Raw genomic sequence first — 26156 nt, 5'->3', positions numbered from 1 at the left:
GCAGGAAGGAACAGCATGACAGATGTAACGATTAAAACGCTGGCCGCAGAGCGACAGACCTCCGTGGAACGCCTGGTACAGCAATTTGCTGATGCAGGTATCCGGAAGTCTGCTGACGACTCTGTGTCCGCACAAGAGAAACAGGCTTTAATTGACCACCTGAACCAGAAAAATTCAGGTCCGGACAAATTAACGCTGCAGCGTAAAACACGCAGCACCCTTAACATTCCTGGTACCGGTGGAAAAAGCAAATCGGTACAAATCGAAGTCCGCAAGAAACGCACCTTTGTGAAACGTGACCCGCAAGAGGCCGAGCGCCTTGCGGCGGAAGAGCAAGCGCAGCGTGAAGCGGAAGAGCAAGCCCGTCGTGAGGCAGAAGAATCGGCCAAACGCGAGGCGCAACAAAAAGCTGAACGTGAGGCCGCAGAACAAGCTAAACGTGAAGCCGCTGAACAAGCGAAACGTGAAGCTGCGGAAAAAGACAAAGTGAGCAATCAACAAGACGATATGACTAAAACCGCCCAGGCTGAAAAAGCCCGCCGTGAGCAGGAAGCTGCAGAGCTCAAGCGTAAAGCTGAAGAAGAAGCGCGTCGTAAACTCGAAGAAGAAGCACGTCGCGTTGCTGAAGAAGCACGTCGTATGGCGGAAGAAAATAAATGGACTGATAACGCGGAACCAACTGAAGATTCCAGCGATTATCACGTTACTACCTCTCAACATGCCCGTCAGGCAGAAGACGAAAGCGATCGTGAAGTCGAAGGCGGCCGTGGCCGTGGTCGTAACGCGAAAGCAGCGCGTCCGAAGAAAGGCAACAAACACGCTGAATCAAAAGCTGATCGCGAAGAAGCGCGTGCAGCGGTACGTGGCGGTAAAGGCGGAAAACGTAAAGGTTCTTCGCTGCAGCAGGGCTTCCAGAAGCCTGCTCAGGCCGTTAACCGTGACGTTGTGATCGGCGAAACCATCACCGTTGGCGAACTGGCTAACAAGATGGCGGTTAAAGGCTCTCAGGTCATCAAAGCGATGATGAAACTGGGCGCAATGGCAACCATCAACCAGGTTATCGATCAGGAAACCGCACAGCTGGTTGCTGAAGAGATGGGCCACAAAGTTATCCTGCGTCGTGAAAACGAGCTGGAAGAGGCGGTAATGAGCGACCGTGACACGGGTGCTGCGGCTGAACCGCGCGCGCCGGTTGTGACCATCATGGGTCACGTTGACCACGGTAAAACCTCTCTGCTGGACTACATTCGTTCAACGAAAGTGGCCTCTGGCGAAGCGGGCGGCATTACCCAGCACATTGGTGCATACCACGTTGAAACTGAAAACGGCATGATCACCTTCCTGGACACCCCGGGGCACGCCGCGTTTACTTCAATGCGTGCACGTGGTGCGCAGGCAACGGACATCGTAGTCCTGGTTGTTGCTGCAGACGACGGTGTAATGCCGCAGACCATCGAAGCTATCCAGCACGCGAAAGCGGCGGGTGTTCCGGTAGTGGTTGCTGTGAACAAAATCGATAAACCAGAAGCCGATCCGGATCGCGTTAAGAACGAACTCTCTCAGTACGGCATCCTGCCAGAAGAGTGGGGCGGCGAAAGCCAGTTCGTACACGTATCTGCAAAAGCGGGTACCGGTATTGATGAACTGCTGGATGCTATCCTGCTGCAGGCTGAAGTCCTGGAACTGAAAGCCGTACGTAACGGGATGGCGAGCGGTGCGGTTATCGAATCCTTCCTCGATAAAGGTCGTGGTCCGGTTGCTACTGTACTGGTACGCGAAGGTACTCTGCACAAGGGCGATATCGTTCTGTGTGGCTTCGAATACGGTCGTGTTCGTGCGATGCGTAACGAACTGGGACAGGAAGTGCTGGAAGCGGGTCCGTCTATCCCGGTGGAAATCCTCGGCTTGTCCGGTGTTCCGGCTGCGGGTGATGAAGTTACCGTTGTACGTGACGAGAAGAAAGCACGTGAAGTTGCACTGTACCGTCAGGGCAAATTCCGCGAAGTTAAACTGGCTCGTCAGCAGAAATCTAAACTCGAGAACATGTTCGCCAACATGACCGAAGGCGAAGTTCACGAAGTGAATATCGTCCTGAAGGCAGACGTACAGGGTTCTGTGGAAGCGATCTCCGACTCCTTGCTGAAACTGTCTACTGACGAAGTTAAAGTGAAGATCATCGGTTCTGGTGTAGGTGGTATCACCGAAACCGACGCCACCCTGGCTGCGGCGTCCAACGCCATCCTGGTTGGCTTTAACGTTCGTGCTGATGCCTCTGCACGTAAAGTGATTGAAGCGGAAAGCCTGGATCTGCGTTACTACTCCGTCATCTATAACCTGATCGACGAAGTGAAAGCGGCGATGAGCGGTATGCTGTCTCCTGAACTGAAACAGCAGATTATCGGTCTGGCGGAAGTTCGTGACGTGTTCAAATCGCCGAAATTTGGTGCCATCGCAGGCTGTATGGTTACCGAAGGTGTGGTTAAACGTCACAACCCGATCCGCGTTCTGCGCGACAACGTGGTTATCTACGAAGGCGAGCTGGAGTCCCTGCGCCGCTTCAAAGATGATGTTAACGAAGTCCGTAACGGTATGGAATGTGGTATCGGCGTTAAGAACTACAACGACGTCCGCACTGGCGATGTGATCGAAGTATTCGAAATCATCGAGATCCAACGTACCATCGCTTAAGGTTTTTAGGGTTCCATGCGGGATAAGGCGTTTACGCCGCATCCGGCATGGATTGCCTGATGCGACGCTGGCGCGTCTTATCAGGCCTACGTGAACAGCCCTTCCACCTGAAATTAATTTTAAAAAGGGGCTAACAGCCCCTTTTTTGTCAGGAGAATTTATTATGGCGAAAGAATTTGGTCGCCCGCAGCGCGTAGCGCAGGAAATGCAAAAAGAGATCGCTCTCATCCTGCAGCGTGAAATTAAAGATCCTCGTCTGGGCATGATGACCACCGTTTCCGGTGTCGAAATGTCTCGTGACCTGGCGTATGCCAAAGTATATGTGACGTTCCTCAACGACAAAGATGAAGACGCGGTTAAAGCGGGCATCAAAGCGTTGCAGGAAGCTTCTGGTTTCATCCGCAGTCTGCTGGGTAAAGCGATGCGTCTGCGTATCGTGCCGGAACTGACCTTCTTCTACGACAACTCACTGGTTGAAGGGATGCGTATGTCAAACCTGGTGACCAGCGTGGTCAAACATGACGAAGAGCGTCGTGTTAACCCGGACGACAGCAAGGAGGACTAATGAGTCGTCCTCGTCGTCGCGGTCGCGACATTAACGGCGTTTTGTTGCTGGATAAACCGCAGGGTATGTCCAGCAACGATGCGCTGCAAAAAGTGAAACGTATATATAACGCCAACCGTGCCGGACACACCGGCGCGCTGGACCCGCTGGCAACTGGCATGTTGCCGATTTGCCTCGGGGAAGCGACGAAGTTTTCCCAGTATCTGCTGGACTCCGACAAACGCTATCGGGTGATTGCGCGTCTTGGACAGCGTACCGATACTTCCGACGCCGATGGACAAATCGTTGAAGAACGTCCGGTAACCTTTAGTGCAGAGCAACTGGCGGCGGCGCTGGATACTTTCCGCGGCGATATCGAACAGATCCCTTCGATGTATTCAGCACTGAAATATCAGGGCAAAAAACTGTACGAATACGCGCGTCAGAGCATTGAAGTTCCACGTGAAGCGCGCCCGATTACCGTTTATGAATTGCTGTTTATTCGCCATGAAGACAATGAGCTGGAGCTGGAAATTCACTGCTCAAAAGGCACTTATATCCGCACTATCGTTGACGACCTGGGTGAAAAACTCGGCTGTGGCGCGCATGTTATTTACCTGCGCCGTCTGGCGGTAAGTAAATATCCGGTTGAACGGATGGTGACCCTGGAGCACCTGCGTGAACTTGTTGAGCAAGCTGAACAGCAGGATATTCCGGCTGCGGAGTTACTTGATCCATTACTGATGCCAATGGACAGTCCAGCTTCGGACTATCCGGTGGTGAATCTTCCGTTAACGTCTTCTGTTTACTTCAAAAATGGTAACCCGGTTCGTACATCTGGTGCGCCGCTGGAAGGACTGGTTCGTGTTACAGAAGGTGAGAATGGCAAGTTTATCGGTATGGGGGAAATTGACGATGAAGGCCGCGTAGCGCCTCGTCGCCTGGTGGTTGAATATCCGGCGTAATGTTAACCGTCTTGCGATAACAGGTCGCTACGAGTAGAATACTGCCGCTTAACGTCGCGTAAAATGTTTAACACTTTGCGTAACGTACACTGGGATCGCTGAATTAGAGATCGGCGTCCTTTCATTCTATATACTTTGGAGTTTTAAAATGTCTCTAAGTACTGAAGCAACAGCTAAAATCGTTTCTGAGTTTGGTCGTGGTGAAAACGACACCGGTTCTACTGAAGTTCAGGTAGCACTGCTGACTGCACAGATCAACCACCTGCAGGGCCACTTTGCAGAGCACAAAAAAGATCACCACAGCCGTCGTGGTCTGCTGCGCATGGTTTCTCAGCGTCGTAAACTGCTCGACTACCTGAAACGTAAAGACGTAGCACGTTACACCCAGCTCATCGAGCGCCTGGGTCTGCGTCGCTAATTCTTGCGAGTTTCAGAAAAGGGGCCTGAGTGGCCCCTTTTTTCAAACTGACGGCAGCAATTCACTGGAAACTAATGTATTGTTGCTATGAATGATCTTCCGTTGCAGAGGTTCGCGCGGCTAATGAGAGGCTTTACCCACATTTGGCTGGGTTAGGGTTGTCATTAGTCGCGAGGATGCGCAGAAGATCGGGTATTAACACCAGTACCGTAAGGTGCTGTCTAAGAAAGAAAAGGGTATTACATTGCTTAATCCGATCGTTCGTAAATTCCAGTACGGCCAACACACCGTGACTCTGGAAACCGGCATGATGGCGCGTCAAGCCACTGCCGCTGTTATGGTTAGCATGGATGACACCGCGGTATTTGTTACCGTTGTCGGCCAGAAAAAAGCCAAACCAGGTCAGGACTTCTTCCCACTGACCGTTAACTATCAGGAGCGTACCTACGCTGCTGGTCGTATCCCGGGTAGCTTCTTCCGTCGTGAAGGCCGCCCAAGCGAAGGCGAAACCCTGATCGCGCGTCTGATTGACCGCCCGATTCGCCCGCTGTTCCCGGAAGGCTTCGTCAACGAAGTTCAGGTTATCGCCACCGTGGTTTCTGTTAACCCGCAGGTTAACCCGGATATCGTCGCGATGATTGGTGCTTCCGCAGCACTGTCTCTGTCTGGTATTCCGTTCAATGGTCCGATTGGTGCTGCCCGCGTAGGTTACATCAATGACCAGTACGTACTGAACCCGACTCAGGACGAGCTGAAAGAGAGCAAACTGGACCTGGTTGTTGCCGGTACGGAAGCTGCTGTGCTGATGGTTGAATCTGAAGCTGAACTGCTGAGCGAAGACCAGATGCTGGGCGCAGTAGTGTTCGGTCATGAACAACAGCAGGTTGTTATTCAGAACATCAATGAACTGGTGAAAGAAGCCGGTAAACCGCGTTGGGACTGGCAGCCGGAGCCGGTAAACGAAGCGCTGAACGCGCGCGTTGCTGCACTGGCTGAAGCTCGTCTGAGCGATGCTTACCGCATCACCGACAAACAAGAGCGTTATGCGCAGGTTGATGTCATCAAATCTGAAACCATCGCTACGCTGCTTGCTGAAGATGAAACCCTGGACGAAAACGAACTGGGTGAAATTCTGCACGCTATCGAGAAAAATGTTGTTCGTAGCCGCGTACTGGCAGGCGAACCGCGTATCGACGGTCGTGAAAAAGATATGATCCGTGGTCTGGATGTGCGTACTGGCGTGCTGCCGCGTACTCACGGTTCTGCGCTGTTCACCCGTGGTGAAACGCAGGCGCTGGTTACCGCAACGCTGGGTACTGCACGTGACGCGCAAGTTCTTGATGAACTGATGGGCGAACGTACTGACACCTTCCTGTTCCACTACAACTTCCCTCCGTACTCCGTAGGTGAAACCGGCATGGTCGGTTCTCCGAAGCGTCGTGAAATTGGCCACGGTCGTCTGGCGAAGCGCGGCGTGCTGGCAGTAATGCCGGATATGGACAAATTCCCGTACACCGTACGTGTTGTGTCTGAAATCACCGAATCCAACGGTTCCTCTTCTATGGCTTCCGTGTGCGGCGCGTCTCTGGCGCTGATGGACGCAGGTGTGCCGATCAAAGCCGCTGTTGCGGGTATCGCAATGGGGCTGGTGAAAGAAGGCGACAACTACGTTGTACTGTCTGACATTTTGGGTGACGAAGATCACCTGGGCGATATGGACTTCAAAGTTGCGGGTTCCCGCGACGGTATCTCTGCACTGCAGATGGATATCAAAATTGAAGGTATCACCAAAGAGATCATGCAGGTTGCGCTGAACCAGGCTAAAGGTGCGCGTCTGCACATCCTGGGTGTAATGGAACAGGCGATCAACGCGCCGCGTGGCGATATCTCTGAGTTCGCACCGCGTATCCATACCATCAAGATCAACCCGGACAAGATCAAAGATGTTATCGGTAAAGGCGGTTCTGTAATCCGTGCTCTGACCGAAGAAACAGGCACCACCATCGAAATCGAAGATGACGGTACTGTGAAGATCGCAGCGACCGATGGCGAGAAAGCGAAACACGCAATTCGTCGTATCGAAGAGATCACTGCAGAAATCGAAGTGGGCCGCGTCTACAATGGTAAAGTGACCCGTATCGTTGACTTTGGCGCATTTGTTGCCATTGGTGGCGGTAAAGAAGGTCTGGTCCACATCTCTCAAATCGCTGACAAACGCGTTGAGAAAGTGACCGATTACCTGCAGATGGGTCAGGAAGTACCGGTGAAAGTTCTGGAAGTTGATCGCCAGGGCCGTATCCGTCTGAGCATTAAAGAAGCGACTGAGCAGTCTCAACCTGCTGCAGCACCGGAAGCTCCGGCTGCTGAACAGGGCGAGTAAGGTTGCCATTTGCCCTCCGCTGCGGCGGGGGGCTTTTAACCGGGCAGGACGCCTTGTTAGCAACCGGGAACAGGACGTTCATTCAACCGTGGTCTTCGGGAGTGGGAAATGAAGCCTTTTTTGCGCTGGTGTTTCGTTGCGACAGCACTTACGCTTGCAGGATGCAGTAATACTTCCTGGCGTAAAAGTGAAGTCCTCGCGGTACCATTGCAACCGACTTTACAGCAGGAAGTGATTCTGGCACGTATGGAACAAATCCTTGCCAGTCGGGCTTTAACCGATGACGAACGCGCACAGCTTTTATATGAGCGCGGAGTGTTGTATGATAGTCTCGGTCTGAGGGCATTAGCGCGTAACGATTTTTCGCAAGCGCTGGCAATCCGACCGGATATGCCTGAAGTATTCAATTACTTAGGCATATATTTAACGCAGGCAGGCAATTTTGATGCTGCCTATGAAGCGTTTGATTCTGTACTTGAGCTTGATCCAACTTACAACTACGCGCACTTGAATCGCGGGATCGCATTATATTACGGCGGTCGTGACAAGTTAGCGCAAGATGATCTGCTGGCGTTTTATCAAGACGATCCCAATGATCCTTTCCGTAGTCTGTGGCTTTATCTCGCCGAGCAGAAGCTCGATGAGAAGCAGGCTAAAGAAGTGTTGAAACAGCACTTCGAAAAATCGGACAAGGAACAGTGGGGATGGAACATTGTCGAGTTCTACCTGGGCAACATTAGCGAACAAACGTTAATGGAAAGGCTCAAGGCGGACGCAACGGATAACACCTCGCTCGCTGAGCATCTCAGTGAAACCAACTTCTATTTAGGTAAGTACTACCTAAGTCTGGGGGATTTGGACAGCGCCACGGCACTGTTCAAACTGGCGGTTGCCAACAACGTTCATAACTTTGTTGAGCACCGATACGCATTGTTGGAATTATCGCTCCTGGGCCAGGACCAAGATGACCTGGCAGAATCGGACCAGCAATAGCTGACGTACACATCAGCCCGTAATCTTATTTGATTGCCATCACCTTAACGGGTGAGGGCGTTGTTGTTCGTTAATACACCTACTTTGAGCCGGTTCACACTTTTCAATGAAAATTGCTGATCAATTTCATGATGAGTTATGTAGACTGGCCGCCATTAATTTTGAGGCACACGTACTACATGGCTGAATTCGAAACCACTTTTGCAGATCTGGGCCTGAAGGCTCCTATCCTTGAAGCCCTTAACGATCTGGGTTACGAAAAACCATCTCCAATTCAGGCAGAGTGTATTCCACATCTGCTGAATGGCCGCGACGTTCTGGGTATGGCCCAGACGGGGAGCGGAAAAACTGCAGCATTCTCTTTACCTCTGCTGCAGAATCTTGATCCTGAGCTGAAAGCACCACAGATTCTGGTGCTGGCACCGACCCGCGAACTGGCGGTACAGGTTGCTGAAGCAATGACGGATTTCTCTAAACACATGCGCGGCGTAAACGTGGTTGCCCTGTACGGCGGCCAGCGTTATGACGTGCAATTACGCGCCCTGCGTCAGGGGCCGCAGATCGTTGTCGGTACTCCGGGCCGTCTGCTGGACCACCTGAAACGTGGCACTCTGGACCTCTCTAAACTGAGCGGTCTGGTTCTGGATGAAGCTGACGAAATGCTGCGCATGGGCTTCATCGAAGACGTTGAAACCATTATGGCGCAGATCCCGGAAGGTCATCAGACCGCTCTGTTCTCTGCAACCATGCCGGAAGCGATTCGTCGCATTACCCGCCGCTTTATGAAAGAGCCGCAGGAAGTGCGCATTCAGTCCAGCGTAACGACCCGTCCTGACATCAGCCAGAGCTACTGGACTGTCTGGGGCATGCGTAAAAACGAAGCACTGGTACGTTTCCTGGAAGCGGAAGATTTTGATGCGGCGATTATCTTCGTTCGTACCAAAAACGCGACTCTGGAAGTGGCTGAAGCTCTTGAGCGTAACGGCTACAACAGCGCCGCGCTGAACGGTGACATGAACCAGGCGCTGCGTGAGCAGACACTGGAACGCCTGAAAGATGGTCGTCTGGACATCCTGATTGCGACCGACGTTGCGGCCCGTGGCCTGGACGTTGAGCGTATCAGCCTGGTGGTTAACTACGATATCCCGATGGATTCTGAGTCTTACGTTCACCGTATCGGTCGTACCGGTCGTGCGGGTCGTGCTGGCCGCGCGCTGCTGTTCGTTGAGAACCGTGAGCGTCGTCTGCTGCGCAACATTGAACGTACTATGAAGCTGACTATTCCGGAAGTAGAACTGCCGAACGCAGAACTGCTGGGCAAACGCCGTCTGGAAAAATTCGCCGCTAAAGTACAGCAGCAGCTGGAAAGCAGCGATCTGGATCAATACCGCGCACTGCTGAGCAAAATTCAGCCGACTGCAGAAGGTGAAGAGCTGGATCTCGAAACTCTGGCAGCCGCACTGCTGAAAATGGCACAGGGTGAACGTACTCTGATTGTTCCGCCAGATGCGCCGATGCGTCCGAAACGTGAATTCCGTGACCGTGATGATCGTGGTCCGCGCGATCGTAACGACCGTGGCCCGCGCGGCGACCGTGAAGATCGTCCGCGTCGTGAACGTCGTGACGTTGGCGATATGCAGCTGTACCGCATTGAAGTGGGCCGTGATGATGGTGTTGAAGTTCGTCATATCGTTGGCGCGATTGCTAACGAAGGCGACATCAGCAGCCGTTACATCGGTAACATCAAGCTGTTTGCTTCTCACTCCACCATCGAACTGCCGAAAGGTATGCCGGGTGAAGTGCTGCAACACTTTACGCGCACTCGCATTCTCAACAAGCCGATGAACATGCAGTTACTGGGCGATGCACAGCCGCATACTGGCGGTGAGCGTCGTGGCGGTGGTCGTGGTTTCAGTGGTGAGCGTCGTGAAGGTGGTCGTGAAGGCGGTCGTAACTTCAGCGGTGAACGCCGTGAAGGTGGTCGTGGTGATGGTCGCCGTTTTAGCGGTGAACGTCGTGAAGGCCGCGCACCGCGTCGTGATGACTCTACCGGTCGTCGTCGTTTCGGTGGCGATGCGTAATCATCGCTGAACAGCGAACACAGTCTGTAAAATAATATATACAGCCCCGATTTTAACAATCGGGGCTTTTTTTCTGTCTTTTGTACTCATGTACTGGTACAGTGCAATACATAACAACGCAGTCGCACTATTTTTCACTGGAGAGAAGCCCTCATGGCAACACTAACCACCACCCAAACGTCACCGTCGCTGCTTGGCGGCGTGGTGATTATCGGCGGCACCATTATTGGCGCAGGGATGTTTTCTCTGCCAGTGGTCATGTCCGGTGCGTGGTTCTTCTGGTCAATGGCGGCGCTGATCTTCACCTGGTTCTGTATGCTGCATTCCGGCTTGATGATTCTGGAAGCTAACCTGAATTACCGAATCGGTTCGAGTTTTGACACCATCACCAAAGATTTGCTGGGCAAAGGCTGGAACGTGGTCAACGGCATTTCCATTGCCTTTGTGCTCTATATCCTGACCTATGCCTATATTTCTGCCAGTGGTTCGATTCTGCATCACACCTTCGCGGAGATGTCGCTGAACGTCCCGGCACGCGCGGCGGGTTTTGGTTTTGCACTGTTGGTGGCGTTTGTGGTGTGGTTGAGCACCAAAGCGGTCAGCCGGATGACGGCGATTGTGCTGGGGGCGAAAGTCATTACCTTCTTCCTCACCTTCGGTAGCCTGCTGGGGCATGTACAGCCTGCGACATTGTTCAACGTCGCCGAAAGCAATGCGTCTTATGCGCCGTATTTGCTGATGACCCTGCCGTTCTGCCTGGCGTCGTTTGGTTATCACGGTAACGTGCCGAGCCTGATGAAGTATTACGGCAAAGATCCGAAAACCATCGTGAAATGCCTGGTGTACGGTACGCTGATGGCGCTGGCGCTGTATACCATCTGGTTGCTGGCGACGATGGGTAACATCCCTCGTCCGGAGTTTATCGGCATCGCCGAGAAGGGCGGTAATATTGATGTGCTGGTACAGGCATTAAGCGGCGTGCTGAACAGCCGTAGCCTGGACCTTCTGCTGGTCGTGTTCTCAAACTTTGCGGTAGCGAGTTCGTTCCTTGGCGTAACGCTGGGTTTGTTTGACTATCTGGCAGATCTGTTTGGTTTCGACGACTCGGCTATGGGCCGTTTGAAAACAGCATTGCTGACCTTTGCCCCGCCTGTCGTGGGTGGTCTGCTGTTCCCGAACGGATTCCTGTACGCCATTGGTTATGCCGGTTTAGCGGCTACCATCTGGGCGGCAATAGTTCCGGCGTTGCTGGCCCGCGCATCACGTAAACGCTTTGGTAGCCCGAAATTCCGCGTCTGGGGCGGCAAACCGATGATTGTGCTGATTCTGGTGTTTGGCGTTGGTAACGCATTGATCCATATTTTATCGAGCTTTAATTTGCTGCCGGTGTATCAGTAATCAGCGGTGCCTTATCCGACATGTCTGCTGCCTACACAATGCCTGATGTGCTTCGCTTATCAGGCCTACGTAGGACTGCGTTGCCAGCTCGGATAAGGCTTCCCGCGTTAAAACACACTATCCCAACAACTCTTCATTCACATCCATCGCCAGCTCAAACGAATGCAGCCGCGCCTGGTGGTCGAAAATCTGCCCGTTAACCATAATCTCATCAGCGTCGGTTTCGCGCAGGATCGACTGCAAGCCATGACGCACTTTCGCTTTATCGCCCACCAGCGACATACTCAGTGCCTGCTGCACGCCATACTGCTCGGACGGCGACCAGAACTGATCCATATTTTGAATCGGCGGCGGCAGTTGCCCGGTTTCGCCGCGGCGCAGCTTCACAAAGGCTTGCTGCATCGAGGTAAACAGGAATTCGGCATCGCGGTTGCTGTCGGCGGCGATAATATTGATGCACACCATCGCGTACGGTTTTTCCAGCCGTGCTGACGGTTTGAAGTTGCTGCGATAAAGATGCAGCGCCTGGAACAGCATATCCGGCGCGAAGTGTGAGGCAAACGCGAACGGCAGACCAAGCTGCGCTGCCAGTTGCGCACTGTAAAGGCTGGAGCCTAGCAACCACACCGGGATTTTCTCACCATAGCCCGGTACCGGGCGCACATGCGGATTGGGATCGCGGGCGTCAAACCAGTCCACCAGCTCCGCGACATCGCGGGGGAAATTATCAATATCGCCGCTCATATGACGACGTAGCGCCATCATTGTCCGCTGATCGCTACCTGGAGCACGTCCCAGCCCTAAATCGATTCGCCCCGGATAGAGTGTATTAAGCGTGCCGAACTGTTCGGCAATGACCAACGGTGAGTGGTTAGGCAACATCACGCCGCCGGAACCCAGATGCAGCGTGGTGGTATTCGCCGCCAGATAGCCAATCAATACCGACGTTGCAGCACTGGCAATGCCGGTCATATTGTGGTGTTCAGCCAGCCAGTAGCGATGATAGCCGCGCTTTTCAGCCAGACGGGCGAGGTCGAGAGAGTGGGAGAACGCTTCTCGCGCTGAAGAACCTTCGGGAATGGGGGCCAGATCGAGTAGCGAAAACGCAATGGTTTTATCAGTCATAACAGCTCACTTTGTTACCGATTAATCTTTAATACTGCATTAAAGAGTAGTTAAAGTTGTTAACAAAGTGAGCTATATACTTACGCTTGCAGCTCCAGCCCGGCCAGCCGCCGCCAGTAGCCGTTACAGTCGCTGTTTGCCGTCAGCGGTAGTGGCGCAGCGCCATTTTCATTAGCGCGGAAGGCGTCGAGCATCGCGAAAGTGTCAGTACCCTGCGGTGACAGGCGGACCACATCAACCAATCCCTGCATGGATGCCAGCTCGTTACCGAGGTTGTAAACGTAGCCGCTCATGGTCTGAATGCCGTTGAGTACAAACACTTGTTGGTTTTCCTGCGACAGCACGTTGCGCCCGTTCGGATACTTAATGCAGCAGGTTTCACACTCATCTTTCGGGCGGTCTTCCGAACGCGCGGTAAAGCAGCGGGCGGAGTAGGCCAGTGGCAGATGACCGTAGCTCAGGACTTCCACTTCAAACTGGTTGCGAATGCCCAGTTCATCGCACTGATTAAGCAGATTCACTAGCCAGTCGCGGGAAAGCTCCACCGGCATACACCAGCGCATCATGCCCTGTTTAAGCAATATGTTCAGTGTCACCGCGTTGTAGCAGTTCAGTGCATGCCCGGCGACGAACGGCAGTTTGCGCTCAGCGCACATATTCACCACGCCGAGATCGCTGGCTTCAATCAGAAACTCACCGTTCTCAACATAGCGTTTCAGTTCGCCCAGTTCGGAGGATGCCTGCACAAGCGCCAGCGTGGAGAGCACAATCTGCTTGCCACTTCCGGCGAGCGATTTTGCCATCTCCAGCCAGTCGCCAACTTTGGTTGCCCGGCGCTTGCTGCATACCGCTTCACCAAGATAAATCACGTCGGCGCTGCTGGCTGCGGCCTGCTGATAAAATTCTTCCAGCGTCTCTTTTGGCCAGTACCACAGCACCGGCCCTAAGGAATATTTCATTGCTTTTCTCACTGCCATTTACGGTGATACGCGCCAAGGGTGGTCTGCGTGCCTTCGGACATCGACCCGAGCGTCTCCATCCACGCGCTTTGCGGTATGAAGTTTTGCGGATCGGCCTTACAACGGTCGATAGCCTGACGCCAGACTTTCGCCACCTGGCTGACATACGCCGGGCTACGCTGGCGGCCTTCAATTTTCACCGAAGCAATATTTGCCGCCATTAACTCCGGCAGCAGTTCCAAGGTATTGAGACTGGTTGGTTCTTCAAGCGCGTGATAACGCTCGCCGTCCACCAGATAACGCCCTTTACACAGCGTCGGATAACCTGCGTTTTCGCCGTCCTGATAACGGTCGATCAGCACTTCGTTCAGGCGGGATTCCAGCCCCTGCGGCGTTTGTTGCCAGCGCACGAAGCGGGCCGGAGAACACGCGCCCACGGTGTTGGGCGATTCCCCCGTCAGATACGACGACAGGTAGCAACGCCCTTCCGACATAATGCACAGGCTGCCGAAAGCGAACACTTCCAGCGGTACAGGGGTAACCCGCGCCAGTTGTTTCACCTGATGAATCGACAACACGCGCGGTAGCACCACGCGGGCAACGTCAAAATGGCGATGATAGAAGTTAATCGCCTCTTCATTGGTTGCCGAAGCCTGCACTGACACATGACGCTCAATATGCGGGTATCGCTCGGCGGCGTACTCCAGCATGGCGAGGTCGGCGAGGATCAGCGCGTCGGCACCCAGCTGCGCCGCCATATCCACGGCGCGCTGCCAACGGGCGTAACCGTCCGGATGCGCAAAAGTGTTAATTGCGATGTGAAGTTTGCGGTGATGTTGATGAACAAAACTCACCGCTTCCTGCAATTTTTTCTCGGTAAAGTTAAGGCCGGCGAAGTGACGGGCATTAGTATCATCTTTTAGCCCGATATAAACAGCATCTGCGCCGTTTTCGATGGCCGCCTTAAGCGCCGGGAGATTTCCGGCAGGGCAGAGCAGCTCCATAATTTTTCCTGAAGGTTGCGCAGTCAAAGCGCAAAAATGTTAACGAACTGGGATTTTAGTTAACCCTGCTGCGACAATTTTTGATTTAAGGCAGTTAAAGTTGTATTGGTGGTAGCAGCAATTTCATATGGAATTGTTGATTTATACCGCCATGTTATTTTTCCAATATGGCAAAATAGGATGATTGTTGAAGCAGGGAGTAAAACTCGTGTTGGATAAACTGCGTTCCCGCATTGTGCATTTGGGGCCATCTCTGTTGAGTGTACCGGTAAAACTGACGCCATTTGCGCTTAAACGCCAGGTTCTTGAGCAGGTCTTAAGCTGGCAATTCCGTCAGGCGCTGGACGACGGCGAGCTGGAGTTTCTTGAAGGCCGCTGGTTAAGTATTCATGTGCGTGATATTGACCTGCAATGGTTTACCTCGGTGGTGAATGGCAAACTGGTTGTCAGCCAGAACGCGCAAGCTGATGTGAGTTTTAGTGCCGACGCCAGCGATCTGCTGATGATTGCGGCGCGTAAACAAGATCCAGACACGCTCTTCTTCCAGCGTCGGCTGATGATTGAAGGCGATACGGAGCTGGGGCTGTATGTGAAAAACCTGATGGACGCCATTGAACTGGAGCAGATGCCGAAAGCCTTACGTATGATGCTGCTGCAACTGGCGGATTTTGTTGAGGCGGGAATGAAAACCGCGCCTGAAACCAAACAGACATCGGTAGGTGAACCATGCTAATTCGAGTAGAAATTCCCATTGATGCGCCGGGTATTGATGCCCTGCTGCGTCGTTCATTCGAAAGCGATGCGGAAGCGAAGCTGGTTCACGATCTGCGTGAAGATGGCTTTCTGACGCTGGGCCTGGTGGCGACAGATGACGAAGGTCAGGTCATTGGCTATGTGGCATTCAGTCCGGTTGATGTGCAGGGCGAAGACCTGCAATGGGTCGGCATGGCTCCGTTGGCGGTTGATGAAAAATACCGTGGACAGGGGCTGGCACGCCAACTGGTCTATGAAGGACTCGATTCGCTTAATGAGTTCGGCTATGCCGCAGTGGTGACGCTGGGCGATCCTGCGCTGTACAGTCGTTTCGGCTTTGAGCTGGCTGCGCATCACGATTTGCGTTGTCGCTGGCCGGGCACTGAAAGCGCCTTCCAGGTACATCGTTTAGCGGATGACGCGCTGAACGGCGTAACCGGACTGGTTGAGTATCACGATCACTTCAATCGCTTTTAATCTCCGGGGTTTGCAGACTCCTTAATAACTCTGCAAACCCTGCGCCTTCCGCTACCAGACGCTCTTTTTGCCGTTTGGTCAGTTGCTTAACGCGATATTCCGCCCGTAGTGCCAGCGAACGGTCACCCACTGGCGCGGAAAACGCCAGCGTTAGTTCACCTTTCCCACGCAGTGCTTTTGCCCCTTTGCCGCTCTGATGTTGCTGATAGCGGCGTTCGACATCCGTGGTGATCCCGGTATAAAGCTTATTGTCGGCGGTACGGATCAAGTAAAGAAACCAGGGTGTCATCGTCTGCGTCACATGTTAAGGTCTGGCCCACAGTATAAAAGAGAACAGCAATGGAAACACTCACCGCCATCAGCCGTTGGCTGGCAAAACAACATGTTGTCACCTGGTGTGTGCAGCAGGAAGGGGAACTCTGGTGCGCTAATGCCTTTTATCTTTTTGATGCGCAGAAAGTTGCCTTCTACATTTTGACGGAAGAAAAAACGCGCCACGCGCAGATGAGCGGGCCGCAGGCGGCGGTTGCCGGAACGGTAAACGGGCAGCCAAAAACGGTAGCGTTAATCCGTGGCGTGCAGTTTAAAGGCGAGATCCGCAGGCTGGAAGGTGAGGAAAGCGACCACGCGCGCAAGGCGTACAATCGTCGCTTTCCGGTTGCCCGAATGCTGTCGGCGCCGGTGTGGGAAATCCGGCTCGATGAAATCAAATTCACCGACAATACGCTGGGCTTTGGTAAAAAAATGATTTGGCTACGTAATTCAGGCACCGAGCAGGCGTAACGCCTCGCGGTTAAACGCTGGCAAATCGTCCGGTGTTCGGCTGGTAACCAGCTGATCTTTATCGACCACCACTTCCTGATCGTAAAATTCCGCGCCCGCGTTTTTAACATCAATAATGATCGGTTTAACGGCGGTCAGTTTGCGCCCCCGAATCACATCGGCGCTGATCAGCAGCTGCGGGCCGTGACAGATGGCGAAAACAGGTTTGCCGCTATTCACAAAATCTCGGGTAAAGGTGACAAAACGGTTGTCGCCACGCAGATAATCCGGTGAATGACCGCCTGGTAGCAGCAGGGCATCAAACTCTGCTGGCGTCACTTCATCGATGGATTTATCGATGGTCACGCTGGCTTCTCCTTTTTTGCCTTTCACCGTTTTACCCGCTTGTTTTTCAATGGTAATCACTTCGTGTCCGGCTTTACGGAACTCGTCTGCGGGTGAAGTGAATTCTGAATCCTCAAATTCATCAGTGATTAAAACGGCAATCTTCTTACTCATGTTTCCTCCGCGTTGTTGCATTGGATGAGGCGAATTTCTCACGATCGGGGATAATTACCTCGTAGACTATTAAGCCTGGTGCATGTACCAGGGAGCGCAAGGCGGACAATTCTGTAAAGGAGCGAAGATGAGTCAGGTACTGATTACAGGCGCAACGGGGCTGGTGGGCGGTCACCTGCTGCGGATGTTGATTAATGAACCGAAAGTTAACGCCATAGCCGCGCCGACGCGACGCCCGTTGGGCGATATGCCTGGCGTGTTTAATCCCCATGATCCGCAACTGACCGACGCGCTGGCGCAGGTCACCGATCCCATCGACATTGTGTTTTGTTGTCTCGGCACCACGCGGCGAGAAGCGGGGAGCAAAGAGGCGTTTATTCATGCCGATTACACGCTGGTTGTGGACACCGCATTAACCGGGCGGCGACTGGGCGCTCAGCATATGCTGGTGGTTAGTGCTATGGGTGCCAATGCCCACTCGCCGTTTTTCTATAACCGCGTCAAAGGGGAGATGGAAGAAGCATTAATCGCCCAGAACTGGCCGAAACTAACCATCGCTCGCCCGTCGATGTTGCTGGGCGATCGTAGCAAACAGCGGATGAACGAAACGCTTTTTGCGCCGCTGTTCCGTTTGTTACCCGGTAACTGGAAATCCATTGATGCGAGAGACGTGGCGCGGGTCATGCTGGCAGAGGCGATGCGGCCAGAGCATGAAGGCGTGACCATTTTAAGCTCTTCAGAATTACGCAAAAGAGCTGAATAATTATTCCCAAGAATTGATAGTGAGCGTAATATTCACGCGCTCAATTATCATAACTTATTCCTGGGGAATGCTATGACTGGTCAGTCTTCATCTCAGGCGGCAACGCCCATTCAGTGGTGGAAACCCGCGCTTTTCTTTCTCGTTGTCATTGCCGGTCTCTGGTATGTGAAATGGCAACCTTACTACGGCAAAGCGTTTACTGCCGCTGAAACCCACAGTATCGGTAAATCTATCCTTGCGCAGGCGGATGCTAATCCGTGGCAAGCGGCGTTGGATTACGCGATGATCTATTTCCTCGCGGTATGGAAAGCGGCGGTGCTGGGTGTGCTTCTCGGCTCGTTGATTCAGGTGCTGATCCCGCGTGACTGGCTGCTGCGCACGCTTGGGCAATCGCGCTTTCGCGGCACGCTGCTGGGAACGCTGTTTTCGCTGCCGGGTATGATGTGTACCTGCTGTGCGGCTCCGGTCGCGGCGGGGATGCGTCGCCAACAAGTGTCGATGGGCGGTGCGCTGGCATTCTGGATGGGGAATCCGTTGTTAAACCCGGCGACGCTGGTGTTTATGGGATTTGTCCTCGGCTGGGGCTTTGCCGCGATTCGTCTGGTGGCGGGGCTGGTGATGGTGTTGCTGATTGCGACGCTGGTGCAAAAATGGGTGCGTGAGACACCGCAAACGCAGGCACCGGTCGAAATTGACATGCCGGAAGTGCAGGGCGGATTTTTTAGCCGCTGGGGCAGGGCGCTATGGACGCTTTTCTGGAGCACGATCCCGGTTTATATCCTTGCCGTACTGGTGTTGGGGACCGCTCGTGTCTGGTTATTCCCCCATGCCGATGGTGCGGTCGATAACAGCCTGATGTGGGTGGTGGCGATGGCGGTAGCAGGATGCTTGTTTGTCATTCCGACGGCGGCAGAAATTCCAATTGTGCAAACGATGATGCTGGCAGGTATGGGAACTGCTCCGGCGCTGGCATTGTTGATGACGCTCCCGGCAGTGAGTTTGCCGTCGCTGATTATGCTGCGTAAAGCGTTCCCGGCAAAAGCCTTATGGCTGACGGGGGCGATGGTGGCAGTGTCTGGTGTGATTGTCGGCGGGCTGGCGCTGTTGTTGTAAATATGCCGGATGCGGCGCGAGCGCCTTATCCGGACTACGTTTTGTATCGTTGTAGGCCTGATAAGACGCGGCAAGCGTCGCATCAGGCATTACAAGGGGCTGCTATTTAATAAACGTAAACGCTGTGGTTACACGCTTCACGCCGCTCACCCGGCTGGCAATATCTGCCGCTGCTTTCGCTTCACGTTCAGTCACCAGCCCCATCAGGAACACTTCACCATTTTCGGTGGTCACTTTCACGTTGGACGATTTCACCAGATCGCTGGTTAAGAGCTGCGAACGCACTTTGGTGGTGATCCACGTATCGTTAGATGCTTCGCCCAGACCAATCGGCTGGCCCTGACGAATCTCGTTATACACTTCATTCGCGCCATCTACGCCCATAGCAATCTGTTTGGCGCGAGCCGAAAGTTCAGAGTTTGGTGACTGCCCAACCAGCAGCACTTTGCCCTGATAGGCCGTTACATTAATGCGCGCTTCTTTCTTAATCTGCTCGTCTTTCGACAATGCGCTGTTCACGCGCACTTCCAGAGTACCATCGTCCACCTGGGTACCGACACTGCGTGGGTCAGTTGCGGCTTTGGTACCCACAGCAGCGGTACCCACTACGGCAGCGGCAACACAACCTTGCAACAGCAGCGCGGAAATAAGGACCGCGATTGGCGATAATGCCTTCATGTATTCTCCTTAATCATCCTGGTGAGGGAAAAGCGTGTTATCGATCAGATCGCACAGGCAATTTACCGTCAGCATATGCATTTCCTGAATGCGAGCACTACGATGCGAAGGAATGCGGATCTCCACATCCTGTGGCCCTAACAAACCTGCAAGTTCACCGCCGTCATAGCCGGTCAATGCCACAATGGTCATATCACGCGTAACGGCGGCTTCAACAGCTTTAACGATATCGCGACTGTTACCGCGAGTAGAAATGGCTAACAATACATCTCCCGCATGACCCAGCGCTCGTACCTGTTTTGCATACACTTCATCATGTAAGCGATCGTTGGCAATCGCCGTTAAGACAACATTATCAGTATTTAGTGCAATGGCAGGTAGGCTGGGCCGCTCCGTTTCGAAACGGTTGATCATGCTGGCAGCAAAATGCTGTGCGTTGGCAGCGGAGGTTCCATTACCACAACAGAGGATTTTGTTGCCATTGAGCAGAGACTGAACCAGCGTCATGGCTGCACGGGAGATGGCATCCGGAAGCGCCTCTGCCGCCGCAATTTGAGTTTGAATGCTTTCAGTGAAGCAAGCTTTAATTCTTTCTTGCACGCTAATCCTTAAACCTTAATTATGAGTGGTCATTAAAGGCATCCTTAATCCACTCAACCTCATTCCCGGTGAAGGCTACCACATCGAACCGGCAATCCACAGTATCAAAACTCCCATTATGACGCGCGAGCCACAAGCGGGCAGTCTGTAATAATTTGTGTTGTTTGCTGCGGGTCACACTGGCTACCGCGCCGCCGTATAGGGCAGAGCGGCGGTAGCGCACTTCGACAAAAACGGTGGTCTGGCCTTCACGCATTATCAGATCGATCTCGCCGCCACGCTCGTTCACGTTAGCGGCGATAAACCGCAGTCCTTTGCCTTCCAGCCAGCGACGCGCTTGTACTTCCCACGCATCGCCGGTCTGTTTAGTGGTTAACTGGCGGGGACTACCTGACCTTGTTGGTACTGTAGCCATGATAACTTCCTGTTAATCACGCAATCCGGGTTAGCCGTCAGACCTCCGGTATTACCGTTGATTTCAAAACCCTGAACCTGGCGCATTTGTGAGAAATGATTTGCCAGCGACCATGCATCAACACCCATTGCATACATGCGAGCCAGCGAATAATCGTTATTCACCGCGCTGAGCGCCTGCTGCATTAACGGCAGATTACCGCCTGCCAGCATCGGGATCTCGCTGTACTGTAATCCTTCCATCTCAAGTCGGAAATCAGGGCCAGCGGAGCCTTGTGCGCTGCGGGAACTGGCGTACAGCGTTGCGCCGCTATGGCTGCCGTTACGCATGGCGATCATCGGTTTGACGAAAGCGATTTCGCCCGGCGTTGCCACAATATAGACCGCGTCGACACGACCACCGTTATTAGTGAACTGGTCATCGGTTGGTGTGGTTTGCAGCGTCGGATTGTTTGTGGTCATGCCGGAATCAGTTGTCGCTCTGGGGGTAATCGGGCTACCCGTTAAAGCGATGCCGGAGCCGCCATTCACGCCCGCGCGTAATTCGCTGATGGAACCAAATTTTTGTTGCAGAACGGTACCGCCACCCAATTTCTGCCACTCTTGCGCGAAGGCGTTTGCTACGCGGTCGCCAAGCGAACTGCGCGGGATCAGCACCAGCGGCGCCTGTTTCCCCTGGTCACGAATATGACGTGCCGCATCGCGTGCTTCATCTTCCGGCGATAGCGCGAAGTAACAGATATTAGCGCGGTTTTCGATATTTTCCGGCTGATTCAGCGCCAGAACGTTCAGTGGAGTGTTGCTCTTCAGCAACTCCTCAACATTATTTTTCAGCAGCGGACCGACCACAATGCTCGCGCCGTCTTGCTGAACCTGGCTTAAGATCTGGCTAAGCGGTTGTGAAGAGGTATCGTAGATTTTCAGTTCTGCGGCTGGATTCGCTGGCGTGCTTACCGCCGCAGTACTTGCCGCAGGGGCGCTTACAGGCACCGGCTGCGCTGCGGTTTCTTCACCCGTTAGATCGCTAACCGAGGCTTGTGCCGGGCTGGCAACGCCATCCACGGTTTGTGGCTGGGGTTGTTCTGCCACGTCAGCGGCAGGCGCGGTAGCTACCTGGGCGGCCACTGGCTGAGTGCCAATGTTTTTCGCCGCTTCAAAGCCTTGCTGAATTGTGCGACCAAATACCGCAGCCTGACCATTCAACGGCAGCAGCAGGGCGATTTTATTGGTTGACGCTGGTTTGAAAGCTTTTACGTTTACCAACTGTGTTGGCAGCATTTTCGCGCCCGGGTTGTTCGGATAACGTTTTTGCCAGTCAGCGATCCCGGCTTTCATCATGTTGGGATCGTTACGGTTATCAAACCAGACGCGTTGCAGATCCAGCCAGCCTTGCAGGATATTTTCGTCGGCGTTAATCACCAGCGTATTCGCCTGCTGTTGGGTCATGGACGATAGCGCTTGCCAGGTAGCGTCAATATTCTGTTGCTTTTCCTTCGCGCCGAGCAGAGGTTCCTGGGCGACTAACGCACGCAGTAATTCAATGGAAGGACGTCCCTGGCTGGCATCGATTTTCGCCTGCCAGTAGCGCGCTTGCTGGTTTTGTTCTAAATCGGTCGGCGTGATTTTTGCTAACAAGGTCTGTGCGCCAGTAAAATCTTTTTGCGCCAGCTTGATTTCTACCGCCAGCAGCGTTTTCTCGCGACGCTGGGTATCGTTTAGTTCTTGCGGTAGTTGGTTAAACAACTCCACCGCTTGCCCGGTTTTGCCTTCTTTCACCAGTGCACGAATGGCGAGTAATTGCCAGTTGATCCTGGTATCATCAGAGCTTTGCTGCATCTGCTGTAGATAAAAGGCAGAATCGGCCTGCGCCGTCCCCTGCATGTAGGCAGTGGACTGATCGGGGGTATGGGTGCCACAACCGGCGAAAATTAGGGCTGCCAGAACAACAGGCAGACAACGCGCGGCTTTCAAACGAGAAAATGTTGAGGGTACCATAATGTATCCAGTGATATTTTTTTTACGCAATGCTCAATATTAAATCGGCAATACGGACGACACAATGAAACAACACCAATCGGCGGATAATTCTCAAGGCCAGCTCTATATTGTACCTACGCCAATCGGTAATCTGGCGGACATTACCCAGCGTGCGCTTGAGGTATTGCAGGCCGTTGATCTGATTGCTGCCGAGGATACCCGTCATACCGGTTTACTGCTGCAACATTTTGGGATAAACGCCCGGTTGTTCGCGCTTCATGACCATAATGAACAACAAAAAGCCGAAACGCTGCTGGCGAAGCTGCAAGAGGGGCAAAACATTGCGCTGGTTTCCGATGCTGGAACGCCGCTAATTAACGATCCTGGCTACCATCTGGTGCGTACCTGCCGTGAAGCGGGGATTCGCATAGTGCCACTACCGGGGCCATGTGCTGCCATCACTGCGTTAAGCGCTGCGGGTTTACCATCCGATCGTTTTTGTTATGAAGGCTTCCTGCCTGCCAAATCAAAAGGTCGTCGCGATGCGTTGAAAGCCATTGAAGCGGAACCACGTACGCTGATTTTTTATGAATCGACCCACCGTCTGTTAGATAGCCTGGAAGATATCGTTGCGGTATTGGGCGAATCGCGCTACGTGGTGCTGGCTCGTGAGCTCACCAAAACCTGGGAAACCATTCACGGCGCGCCCGTTGGCGAGCTGCTGGCGTGGGTAAAGGAAGATGAAAACCGCCGCAAAGGCGAAATGGTGCTGATTGTCGAAGGCCATAAGGCGCAGGAAGACGACTTACCCGCCGATGCACTGCGCACGCTGGCGCTGTTACAGGCCGAGCTTCCGCTGAAAAAAGCGACGGCGCTGGCAGCAGAAATTCACGGCGTGAAGAAAAACGCGCTGTATAAGTACGCGCTGGAGCAGCAAGGGGAGTGATTTGATTACAGGCGTCGCAGCAGGAATAGAGCTACAACGCCTGTACCAGGCGAGTTAACGACGACACATCTCATCAATCACGCATGTGAAATGGTTATGCAGCCATAAAAACGAAGCCGGGATAGCGGTGGAGACTTTAGCCGTGAGAAAACGCGCTGTTGCATCCTGCTTTCCTTCGCCAGTCACCAGTAGCAAAACTTCGCGGGCATTGAGAATATCCTTCAGTCCTAAGGTGATCCCCCGGGTTACGGGGCGACCCGCGGTTATTAACATTTCATGTTGCTGCGTTCTGGCATCAAGTTGGCTGATATGGCAGGCCGGTTGCAGGCTTTCTCCCGGCTCGTTCAGCCCCAGATGACCGTTTTTCCCCAGTCCAAGTACGCACAAATCGATACCACCTTTGAGCGCAATCAGGTTCGTTACCCGCTCACACTCCGTCTCGTTAATATCTTCAGAGCGAAAGCTGATGAACTGGTCTTCACGTAGCCCCAGCGGCTGTACGATATGTTGCTGAAGGAAGGTTTCGCAGGTGCCGGGCAGGGTTAATGGCAGATCCACCCATTCGTCGAGCTTGACGAAGGTCAGCTGGCTGACATCAACATGCTGCTGGTGGATTTTCTCCACCAGATAATAATACGTCAGTAATGGCGTGGCTCCGGTCGCCAGGCAGATCACGGCGTTCGGTTTACTACGAATCACACCCAATAAATATTCGCTGGCGCGTTCACTTAACGCCGTATAGTTTTCAACTTGCTGAAGGATTTGCACAGGATGAAATTCCTTAAGTAAAGAGGCTCCGTCAGGTGCGATGCTCAGACCGATGGCAAACGCAAAATTGCCTGATGCGCTACGCTTATCAGGCCTACATCGTTTCTGCAATATATTGAATTTGCATGATTTTGTAGGCCGGATAAGGCGGTAACGCCGCATCCGGCATGAACAAAGCGATCTTTGTTAACAATCTGAGGCAGCGCCAGACGCAGTGCCTCGTTTTATTTATAAAATGCCGAAGGCGGAACAAACGATGGAAAGCACAAAAGTCACGCCGATTAACAGCACCGGATGCGCTTTTTTCACCCGCAGGAAGTAATACATCAGCAGGGTATAAGCCATCGGCAAAATATTCGGGAAGACTTTATCGAAGAAATCCTGTTGCAGGGCGACGCTGTGGGTACTGTCGATAGCAAACGACGTCACCACGTTAATATGCACATATGAAGCGATCAGCCCGCCGATTACCGTGATCCCGAGGATGGTTGCCGAACGGGCGATCATCTGCGAGTTTTCTCTAACTTTATCGATAGCCTTTACGCCGACCGAATAACCAACGTGGGTCCAGCCGACGCGGAGGAAAAAGATAATTAGGTACACGGCGAAGAACAGAATCGGCCCCAGCAGGTTTCCCTGGCTGGCAAATGATGAGCAAATTCCCGCCATAATCGGCAACAAAGTGAACCAGAAAATCGCATCGCCAATCCCGGCGATTGGGCCAAACAGCGCCACTTTCAGACCTTTAATGGTGTCGCGGTTTTCCCCTTTCTCTTCCATCGAAATTAACAATCCCATCAGGAATCCGACCAGATTCGGATGGGTATTAATAAATTCGAGGTTATCTTTCATCGCCGCGCTTAAGCCCGGTTTGTCGTCCTTATAAATCTTTTTCAGGATCGGCAACATCGCCCAGGTAAAACCGCCCGCCTGCATCCTTTCGTAGTTAAAGCTCGCTTGCAGCAGCGACGAACGAAAGCCCAGACGGGTGATATCTTTTTTACTGATTTCAGATCCCATTGCTGTAGTCCTCTTCTTCATTTTTACTGGCAACGGGCTGCGGTTGCGCTTGCTGCCGGGATTTCGCATTGAAAAACTCATACACCGCAAAGCCTGCGCCCAGCACGGCAACCGGCAACAGGTTGCTGACCTGGATGTAGCAAACAAACAGGAAACCAGCGATCAGGTAAGGGATATATTGCGCTTTGAACATCACGCGCAGCAGCAGACCAAAACCAACGGCAGGTAGAATGCCGCCAGCCACTTCAAAGCCGTGGGTCAGCCAGGCGGGCATCGCCTTCACCAGCGCCTGCATCGCGCCCTGCGCCAGGTAAGTACAGAGGAAAGCAATCACCGCATACGCTAAAGCGACAATCAGCATTGTTGTCCAGTTAAGTCGGGAAAACGCTGCTGTATCCGCCTCTTTCGCGCATTTATCGGCTTTGGTCATAAATAATGAGAATGCCGAATAGAAGAACAGAATGACGTACTGCATTAACAAACTAAACGGCAGGCCAAGACCAATTGCCGTTTTGGCATCGACGCCCGTAGACCACGCAATGACGGTGGTCATCAGACCCGCCATAATCGGGTTGGGCGGCTGAACACCCCCGGCAGGGGTTAATCCGGCGAAAGCCAGCTCTGTCAGACCACCGGTAATTAAGCCAGTCTGAATATCACCGAGAATAGCGCCAGTGAGGGTACAAACGATTATCGGGCGGAATAAAAATAAGGCTTCCAGCCAAAAATCAATCCCCAGAACGAAAACTAACGCCGCCAGGGATAGCCCCTGAATTAGGGTTATTTCATGCATTTTTATTACCTCAAACCA

The 26156-nt window shown here is 53.1% G+C and carries 27 protein-coding genes; 15 read left to right on the top strand and 12 right to left on the bottom strand.

Going from position 1 to position 26156, the window contains the following annotated elements; translation table 11 throughout:
* Nucleotides 1-15 precede the first annotated feature (15 nt).
* The 9 genes from infB (at nucleotide 16) to mtr (ending at nucleotide 11467) form a co-directional block, all read left to right on the top strand.
* A complete protein-coding gene (infB, locus tag FEK46_RS01570) occupies nucleotides 16-2688 on the top strand; it encodes a translation initiation factor IF-2 (RefSeq protein ID WP_130204600.1) in 2673 nt (890 codons plus the stop codon).
* 163 nt (nucleotides 2689-2851) lie between these two features.
* Nucleotides 2852-3253, top strand: coding sequence for a 30S ribosome-binding factor RbfA (gene rbfA / locus FEK46_RS01565; protein ID WP_001040205.1), 402 nt, complete (start codon nucleotides 2852-2854; stop codon nucleotides 3251-3253).
* Nucleotides 3253-4197: a tRNA pseudouridine(55) synthase TruB gene (truB, locus tag FEK46_RS01560; protein ID WP_135559877.1), complete on the top strand. Its 945-nt coding sequence runs from the start codon at nucleotides 3253-3255 to the stop codon at nucleotides 4195-4197. The genes rbfA and truB overlap by 1 nt, the downstream gene beginning before the upstream one ends.
* 148 nt (nucleotides 4198-4345) lie before the next feature.
* Nucleotides 4346-4615, top strand: a complete 270-nt coding sequence (rpsO, locus tag FEK46_RS01555) for a 30S ribosomal protein S15 (RefSeq protein ID WP_000059470.1) — start codon at nucleotides 4346-4348, stop codon at nucleotides 4613-4615.
* A gap of 244 nt (nucleotides 4616-4859) precedes the next feature.
* Nucleotides 4860-6995, top strand: coding sequence for a polyribonucleotide nucleotidyltransferase (gene pnp / locus FEK46_RS01550; RefSeq protein ID WP_001298330.1), 2136 nt, complete (start codon nucleotides 4860-4862; stop codon nucleotides 6993-6995).
* Between the two features lie 108 nt (nucleotides 6996-7103).
* Nucleotides 7104-7988 (top strand): lipoprotein NlpI, encoded by an 885-nt coding sequence (gene nlpI / locus FEK46_RS01545; RefSeq protein ID WP_000802080.1) that lies wholly within the window; start codon nucleotides 7104-7106, stop codon nucleotides 7986-7988.
* Between the two features lie 106 nt (nucleotides 7989-8094).
* A complete protein-coding gene (yrbN, locus tag FEK46_RS01540; protein WP_010723222.1) occupies nucleotides 8095-8175 on the top strand; it encodes a protein YrbN in 81 nt (26 codons plus the stop codon).
* Nucleotides 8168-10069, top strand: a complete 1902-nt coding sequence (gene deaD, locus FEK46_RS01535; RefSeq protein WP_130204606.1) for an ATP-dependent RNA helicase DeaD — start codon at nucleotides 8168-8170, stop codon at nucleotides 10067-10069. Before yrbN ends, deaD begins: the two co-directional genes overlap by 8 nt.
* A gap of 153 nt (nucleotides 10070-10222) precedes the next feature.
* Nucleotides 10223-11467: a tryptophan permease gene (mtr, locus tag FEK46_RS01530; protein ID WP_130204608.1), complete on the top strand. Its 1245-nt coding sequence runs from the start codon at nucleotides 10223-10225 to the stop codon at nucleotides 11465-11467.
* A gap of 117 nt (nucleotides 11468-11584) precedes the next feature.
* Here mtr and FEK46_RS01525 read toward each other — a convergent pair whose 3' ends face one another.
* The 3 genes from FEK46_RS01525 to FEK46_RS01515 form a co-directional block, all read right to left on the bottom strand.
* Complete coding sequence (locus FEK46_RS01525; protein ID WP_130204610.1) at nucleotides 11585-12592, bottom strand: luciferase-like monooxygenase; 1008 nt, start codon at nucleotides 12590-12592, stop codon at nucleotides 11585-11587.
* A gap of 80 nt (nucleotides 12593-12672) precedes the next feature.
* Nucleotides 12673-13551, bottom strand: a complete 879-nt coding sequence (locus tag FEK46_RS01520) for a U32 family peptidase (protein WP_130204612.1) — start codon at nucleotides 13549-13551, stop codon at nucleotides 12673-12675.
* An 8-nt stretch (nucleotides 13552-13559) separates the two neighbouring features.
* On the bottom strand, nucleotides 13560-14555 hold the full coding sequence (locus tag FEK46_RS01515; RefSeq protein WP_130204614.1) for a peptidase U32 family protein: 996 nt from the start codon (nucleotides 14553-14555) through the stop codon (nucleotides 13560-13562).
* 208 nt (nucleotides 14556-14763) lie between these two features.
* Here FEK46_RS01515 and FEK46_RS01510 point away from each other — a divergent pair, with 208 nt between their 5' ends.
* Entirely contained in the window at nucleotides 14764-15288 is a 525-nt protein-coding gene (locus FEK46_RS01510; RefSeq protein WP_046081285.1) for an SCP2 domain-containing protein, read from the top strand.
* A complete protein-coding gene (locus FEK46_RS01505) occupies nucleotides 15282-15785 on the top strand; it encodes an N-acetyltransferase (RefSeq protein WP_000908553.1) in 504 nt (167 codons plus the stop codon). The genes FEK46_RS01510 and FEK46_RS01505 overlap by 7 nt, the downstream gene beginning before the upstream one ends.
* On the opposite strand, the gene yhbQ is transcribed toward FEK46_RS01505, so the two are convergent.
* Nucleotides 15772-16074 carry a DNA damage response exodeoxyribonuclease YhbQ gene (gene yhbQ / locus FEK46_RS01500; protein WP_130204616.1) on the bottom strand — a complete coding sequence of 101 codons (303 nt, stop codon included), beginning with the start codon at nucleotides 16072-16074 and terminating at the stop codon, nucleotides 15772-15774. The genes FEK46_RS01505 and yhbQ overlap by 14 nt on opposite strands.
* Before the next feature lie 50 nt (nucleotides 16075-16124).
* Between yhbQ and FEK46_RS01495 the strand changes: the two genes are divergently transcribed.
* On the top strand, nucleotides 16125-16568 hold the full coding sequence (locus FEK46_RS01495; RefSeq protein ID WP_130204618.1) for a YhbP family protein: 444 nt from the start codon (nucleotides 16125-16127) through the stop codon (nucleotides 16566-16568).
* Here FEK46_RS01495 and yhbO read toward each other — a convergent pair.
* A complete protein-coding gene (gene yhbO, locus FEK46_RS01490; RefSeq protein ID WP_000037608.1) occupies nucleotides 16548-17066 on the bottom strand; it encodes a protein/nucleic acid deglycase in 519 nt (172 codons plus the stop codon). The genes FEK46_RS01495 and yhbO overlap by 21 nt on opposite strands.
* 127 nt (nucleotides 17067-17193) lie before the next feature.
* On the opposite strand from yhbO, the gene FEK46_RS01485 reads away from it, so the two are divergent.
* Together FEK46_RS01485 and FEK46_RS01480 are read left to right on the top strand one after the other, a co-directional pair.
* The gene (locus FEK46_RS01485; protein WP_000084526.1) at nucleotides 17194-17829 is read left to right on the top strand and encodes an NAD(P)H-binding protein; all 636 of its coding nucleotides are present in this window, start codon (nucleotides 17194-17196) and stop codon (nucleotides 17827-17829) included.
* Between the two features lie 72 nt (nucleotides 17830-17901).
* Nucleotides 17902-18942, top strand: a complete 1041-nt coding sequence (locus FEK46_RS01480; RefSeq protein ID WP_130260165.1) for a permease — start codon at nucleotides 17902-17904, stop codon at nucleotides 18940-18942.
* Nucleotides 18943-19044: 102 nt separating this feature from the next.
* On the opposite strand, the gene dolP is transcribed toward FEK46_RS01480, so the two are convergent.
* The 4 genes from dolP to lpoA are packed head-to-tail and all read right to left on the bottom strand — an operon-like array spanning nucleotide 19045 to nucleotide 22629.
* The gene (gene dolP, locus FEK46_RS01475; RefSeq protein ID WP_000646037.1) at nucleotides 19045-19620 is read right to left on the bottom strand and encodes a division/outer membrane stress-associated lipid-binding lipoprotein; all 576 of its coding nucleotides are present in this window, start codon (nucleotides 19618-19620) and stop codon (nucleotides 19045-19047) included.
* 9 nt (nucleotides 19621-19629) lie between these two features.
* A complete protein-coding gene (gene diaA / locus FEK46_RS01470) occupies nucleotides 19630-20220 on the bottom strand; it encodes a DnaA initiator-associating protein DiaA (protein ID WP_001158034.1) in 591 nt (196 codons plus the stop codon).
* 19 nt (nucleotides 20221-20239) lie between these two features.
* Nucleotides 20240-20635 (bottom strand): YraN family protein, encoded by a 396-nt coding sequence (locus FEK46_RS01465; protein ID WP_130204624.1) that lies wholly within the window; start codon nucleotides 20633-20635, stop codon nucleotides 20240-20242.
* Complete coding sequence (gene lpoA, locus FEK46_RS01460) at nucleotides 20593-22629, bottom strand: penicillin-binding protein activator LpoA (protein ID WP_135559876.1); 2037 nt, start codon at nucleotides 22627-22629, stop codon at nucleotides 20593-20595. Before lpoA ends, FEK46_RS01465 begins: the two co-directional genes overlap by 43 nt.
* A 64-nt stretch (nucleotides 22630-22693) precedes the next feature.
* Between lpoA and rsmI the strand changes: the two genes are divergently transcribed.
* Nucleotides 22694-23557 carry a 16S rRNA (cytidine(1402)-2'-O)-methyltransferase gene (rsmI, locus tag FEK46_RS01455; protein ID WP_135559875.1) on the top strand — a complete coding sequence of 288 codons (864 nt, stop codon included), beginning with the start codon at nucleotides 22694-22696 and terminating at the stop codon, nucleotides 23555-23557.
* Nucleotides 23558-23611: 54 nt separating this feature from the next.
* Here rsmI and FEK46_RS01450 read toward each other — a convergent pair whose 3' ends face one another.
* The 3 genes from FEK46_RS01450 to agaC all read right to left on the bottom strand — a co-directional run bounded on the left by FEK46_RS01450 (nucleotide 23612) and on the right by agaC (nucleotide 26138).
* Nucleotides 23612-24379: a galactosamine-6-phosphate isomerase gene (locus FEK46_RS01450; protein ID WP_130204654.1), complete on the bottom strand. Its 768-nt coding sequence runs from the start codon at nucleotides 24377-24379 to the stop codon at nucleotides 23612-23614.
* 174 nt (nucleotides 24380-24553) lie between these two features.
* Nucleotides 24554-25345: a PTS galactosamine transporter subunit IID gene (gene agaD, locus FEK46_RS01445; protein WP_130204630.1), complete on the bottom strand. Its 792-nt coding sequence runs from the start codon at nucleotides 25343-25345 to the stop codon at nucleotides 24554-24556.
* Entirely contained in the window at nucleotides 25335-26138 is an 804-nt protein-coding gene (agaC, locus tag FEK46_RS01440; protein ID WP_130204632.1) for a PTS galactosamine transporter subunit IIC, read from the bottom strand. Before agaC ends, agaD begins: the two co-directional genes overlap by 11 nt.
* Nucleotides 26139-26156 lie beyond the last annotated feature (18 nt).

This window comes from Escherichia sp. E4736 (genome assembly GCF_005781225.1).
Classification (GTDB): Bacteria; Pseudomonadota; Gammaproteobacteria; order Enterobacterales; family Enterobacteriaceae; genus Escherichia.
The sequence above is the reverse complement of the archived record's forward strand: the minus strand, read 5'-3'. Positions and strand labels throughout refer to the sequence as shown.

Excerpts from the sequence above, each read along its gene's own strand:
- infB (WP_130204600.1), top strand. The coding sequence starts at position 16 with ATGACAGATGTAACGATTAAAACGCTGGCCGCAGAGCGACAGACCTCC.
- rbfA (WP_001040205.1), top strand. The coding sequence starts at position 2,852 with ATGGCGAAAGAATTTGGTCGCCCGCAGCGCGTAGCGCAGGAAATGCAA.
- truB (WP_135559877.1), top strand. The coding sequence starts at position 3,253 with ATGAGTCGTCCTCGTCGTCGCGGTCGCGACATTAACGGCGTTTTGTTG.
- rpsO (WP_000059470.1), top strand. The coding sequence starts at position 4,346 with ATGTCTCTAAGTACTGAAGCAACAGCTAAAATCGTTTCTGAGTTTGGT.
- nlpI (WP_000802080.1), top strand. The coding sequence starts at position 7,104 with ATGAAGCCTTTTTTGCGCTGGTGTTTCGTTGCGACAGCACTTACGCTT.
- yrbN (WP_010723222.1), top strand. The coding sequence starts at position 8,095 with ATGAAAATTGCTGATCAATTTCATGATGAGTTATGTAGACTGGCCGCC.
- deaD (WP_130204606.1), top strand. The coding sequence starts at position 8,168 with ATGGCTGAATTCGAAACCACTTTTGCAGATCTGGGCCTGAAGGCTCCT.
- mtr (WP_130204608.1), top strand. The coding sequence starts at position 10,223 with ATGGCAACACTAACCACCACCCAAACGTCACCGTCGCTGCTTGGCGGC.
- FEK46_RS01525 (WP_130204610.1), bottom strand. The coding sequence starts at position 12,592 with ATGACTGATAAAACCATTGCGTTTTCGCTACTCGATCTGGCCCCCATT.
- FEK46_RS01520 (WP_130204612.1), bottom strand. The coding sequence starts at position 13,551 with ATGAAATATTCCTTAGGGCCGGTGCTGTGGTACTGGCCAAAAGAGACG.
- FEK46_RS01515 (WP_130204614.1), bottom strand. The coding sequence starts at position 14,555 with ATGGAGCTGCTCTGCCCTGCCGGAAATCTCCCGGCGCTTAAGGCGGCC.
- FEK46_RS01505 (WP_000908553.1), top strand. The coding sequence starts at position 15,282 with ATGCTAATTCGAGTAGAAATTCCCATTGATGCGCCGGGTATTGATGCC.
- yhbQ (WP_130204616.1), bottom strand. The coding sequence starts at position 16,074 with ATGACACCCTGGTTTCTTTACTTGATCCGTACCGCCGACAATAAGCTT.
- FEK46_RS01495 (WP_130204618.1), top strand. The coding sequence starts at position 16,125 with ATGGAAACACTCACCGCCATCAGCCGTTGGCTGGCAAAACAACATGTT.
- yhbO (WP_000037608.1), bottom strand. The coding sequence starts at position 17,066 with ATGAGTAAGAAGATTGCCGTTTTAATCACTGATGAATTTGAGGATTCA.
- FEK46_RS01485 (WP_000084526.1), top strand. The coding sequence starts at position 17,194 with ATGAGTCAGGTACTGATTACAGGCGCAACGGGGCTGGTGGGCGGTCAC.
- FEK46_RS01480 (WP_130260165.1), top strand. The coding sequence starts at position 17,902 with ATGACTGGTCAGTCTTCATCTCAGGCGGCAACGCCCATTCAGTGGTGG.
- dolP (WP_000646037.1), bottom strand. The coding sequence starts at position 19,620 with ATGAAGGCATTATCGCCAATCGCGGTCCTTATTTCCGCGCTGCTGTTG.
- FEK46_RS01465 (WP_130204624.1), bottom strand. The coding sequence starts at position 20,635 with ATGGCTACAGTACCAACAAGGTCAGGTAGTCCCCGCCAGTTAACCACT.
- lpoA (WP_135559876.1), bottom strand. The coding sequence starts at position 22,629 with ATGGTACCCTCAACATTTTCTCGTTTGAAAGCCGCGCGTTGTCTGCCT.
- rsmI (WP_135559875.1), top strand. The coding sequence starts at position 22,694 with ATGAAACAACACCAATCGGCGGATAATTCTCAAGGCCAGCTCTATATT.
- agaD (WP_130204630.1), bottom strand. The coding sequence starts at position 25,345 with ATGGGATCTGAAATCAGTAAAAAAGATATCACCCGTCTGGGCTTTCGT.
- agaC (WP_130204632.1), bottom strand. The coding sequence starts at position 26,138 with ATGCATGAAATAACCCTAATTCAGGGGCTATCCCTGGCGGCGTTAGTT.